3 protein-coding genes are annotated in these 2,490 nt (G+C 70.8%); all 3 read right to left on the bottom strand.

From position 1 onward, the window contains the following. The 3 genes from tnpC to tnpA all read right to left on the bottom strand — a co-directional run bounded on the left by tnpC (position 1) and on the right by tnpA (position 2,386). Entirely contained in the window at positions 1 to 1,533 is a 1,533-nt protein-coding gene (gene tnpC, locus J2S22_RS30805; RefSeq protein WP_272840735.1) for an IS66 family transposase, read from the bottom strand. A gap of 68 nt (positions 1,534 to 1,601) precedes the next feature. Continuing rightward, entirely contained in the window at positions 1,602 to 1,958 is a 357-nt protein-coding gene (tnpB, locus tag J2S22_RS30800) for an IS66 family insertion sequence element accessory protein TnpB (protein ID WP_111355081.1), read from the bottom strand. Beyond that, positions 1,955 to 2,386 (bottom strand): IS66-like element accessory protein TnpA, encoded by a 432-nt coding sequence (gene tnpA / locus J2S22_RS30795; RefSeq protein WP_272780881.1) that lies wholly within the window; start codon positions 2,384 to 2,386, stop codon positions 1,955 to 1,957. Before tnpA ends, tnpB begins: the two co-directional genes overlap by 4 nt. Positions 2,387 to 2,490 lie beyond the last annotated feature (104 nt).

Raw genomic sequence — 2,490 nt, 5'->3', positions numbered from 1 at the left:
TCAGGCCACGGCTTTGAGGGCTTGCGGCGGGGCGTAGGCCCAGGGCAGCAGGTCGTCGATGCGGCTGTTGGGGTGGCCGTCGACGATCCGGGTGATGACGTCGGTGAGATAGCTCTGCGGATCGACGCCGATCAGCTTGCAGGTCTCGATCAGCGAGGCGACGACGGCCCAGTGCTCGGCGCCTCCGTCCGAGCCGGCGAAGAGCGCGTTCTTGCGGCTGAGGGCGATCGGCCGGATCGAGCGTTCGACGACGTTGGAGTCGATCTCGATGCGGCCGTCGTCGAGGAAGCGGGTGAGGCCGTCCCAGCGCGAGAGCGCGTAGCGGATCGCCTCCGCGAGCTTGGTTTTCTGACTGATCAGCGCGAGTTTCTCGCGCAGCCAGGGCTCGATGTCGGCGACGATCGGGCGGCTCTTCTCCTGCCTGAGGGCGCGTCGCTCCTCGGCGGAGCAGCCGCGGATCTCGGCCTCGACGGCATAGAGCCGGGCGATGCGATCGAGCGCTTCGCTCGCGATCGGCGCGGCGCCGGCCGCGGCGAGTTCGTAGAAGCGGCGGCGGACGTGGGCCCAACAGAAGGCGAGGTGCACGGCGCTGCGCTCGGCGAGCACGCGGTAGCCGCCGTAGCCGTCGACCTGCAGCACGCCCCTGAACCCGGCCAGATGGGTGATCGGCCGCTCGGCCTTGCGGTCCGGCGCGTAGACGTAAGCCACGCCGGGCGGGTCGGTCCCGCCCCAGGGACGATCGTCCCTCGCATAGGCCCACAACTGGCCGGTCTTGGTGCGGCCGCGGCCGGGGTCGAGCACCGGCGCCGTCGTCTCGTCGGCGAACAGCTTCGGCGACGCCTTCAGCTTCGCGAGAAGCCGGTCGTGGACAGGCCGCAGCAGGAAGGCGGCGCGACCGACCCAGTCGGCGAGCGTCGAGCGGTCGAGGGTGATGCCCTGGCGGGCATAGATCTGGGCCTGCCGGTAGAGCGGCAGATGATCGGCGTATTTGGCGACGAGAACGTGCGCCACCGTCGCCTCGGTCGGCAGCCCGCCTTCGATCAGGCGCGCCGGGGCCTCCGCCTGCACGACGGCGTTCTCGCACGCCCGGCAGGCGTATTTGGGCCGCCGCACCACCAGGACCCGGAACTGGGCCGGCACGACGTCGAGCCGTTCGCTGACGTCCTCGCCGATCCGATGCAGCGCGTTGCGGCAGCACGGGCAGGCGTGATCGTCGATGTCGATCACCATCTCGATGCGGGGCAGATGCGAGGGGAGCGATCCGCGGTTGGTGCGCCGCTTGGCGGCCCGGGCCGCGCGCTCGGCCGGGGCTGTGGCGTCCGTCTCGGCCTCGCCGCTCGCAGCCACCTGCTCGACGTCCTCGAGGCCGAGCAGCAACTGGTCTTCCGGCAGCGTCTCGGCCCGCCGGCCGAAGCGGTGACGCTGCAGTTCCTTGATGATCTGCTCGAGCCGCTCGGCGCGCGCCCGCTCTGCCACCAGCATCGCCTTCAGCGTGGCAGGGTCGTCAGGGAGCGTGTCCGAAGCAGCCGGCATGGTGCGATTACACCATGCAGCGCAGTGCTTCGCGAGCCTCGCGTGCGACGTGATTCACTCTGTCGCGGTCAGCTCGGCTCGACCGGCACCGGCGTCTCGCGGGCCGCATGAACGCGGCACCAGTCGAGTCCTTCGAGCAGCGCCGAGAGCTGCGCGGCCGACAGCCGGACCACGCCGTCCTGCACGGTCGGCCAGCGGAAGCGGCCGTCCTCCAGCCGCTTCGCGAACAGACAAACGCCGGTCCCGTCCCAGAAGATCAGCTTCACCCGGTCGGCACGTTTTGCCCGGAACACGTAGATGGTCCCGGAGAACGGATCGGCCCGCATCTCCTCGCGCACCAGCGCGGCAAGCCCCTCGGCGCCCTTGCGGAAGTCGACCGGCCGGGTCGCCACCATCACCCGCACTGCGCCCGTCGGGCCGATCACGGCCGCGCCCTCAACGCGCGGATCACCGCCGCCACCGTCCGGGCTTCAGCGCCGGCGCCGATCCGTACGCTCACACCGTCGATCTCCAGCGCGATCGTGCCGGCGACATCCGCAGCCTCGCGGTCTCTCCGGGGCTTCCGAGGCCGACGCACAGGCTCCGGCGAAGGCGAGGATGTCTCGACGACCGCCGGCACGAACAGCGTCGCCTCGGCCGCCGGCGCACTTGCCACCGGTCGCCGCGCCAGCCGCCGCCACGTGAACACCTGCTGCGGCATCAGCCCGTGCCGCCGGGCGACCTCCGACACGACGGCGCCGGGCACCAGCGTCTCCTCGACGATCCGGGCCTTGTCGTCCGCCGAGAACCGCCGCCGCCGGCCCGTTCCCGAGATCACCTCGATCCGGTGAACCGCCCCGTTGGGCTCGAGCATAGGGTCAAGTTTAGACACAAGCCGATCTCCGATTCAGACCTCGATGATCGGCACCCTCCGCCCTCACGAACCCCCGAAGAAGGTGGGGCCAAAACGACGCTTAC

The organism is Rhodoplanes tepidamans (assembly GCF_030813915.1).
Lineage (GTDB): Bacteria > Pseudomonadota > Alphaproteobacteria > Rhizobiales > Xanthobacteraceae > Rhodoplanes > Rhodoplanes tepidamans.
This window is presented reverse-complemented; position numbering and strand designations above follow the sequence as displayed.

Bases quoted from the DNA above. Each gene is read 5' to 3' on its own strand.
- tnpC (WP_272840735.1), bottom strand. From the start codon at position 1,533: ATGCCGGCTGCTTCGGACACGCTCCCTGACGACCCTGCCACGCTGAAG.
- tnpA (WP_272780881.1), bottom strand. From the start codon at position 2,386: ATGCTCGAGCCCAACGGGGCGGTTCACCGGATCGAGGTGATCTCGGGA.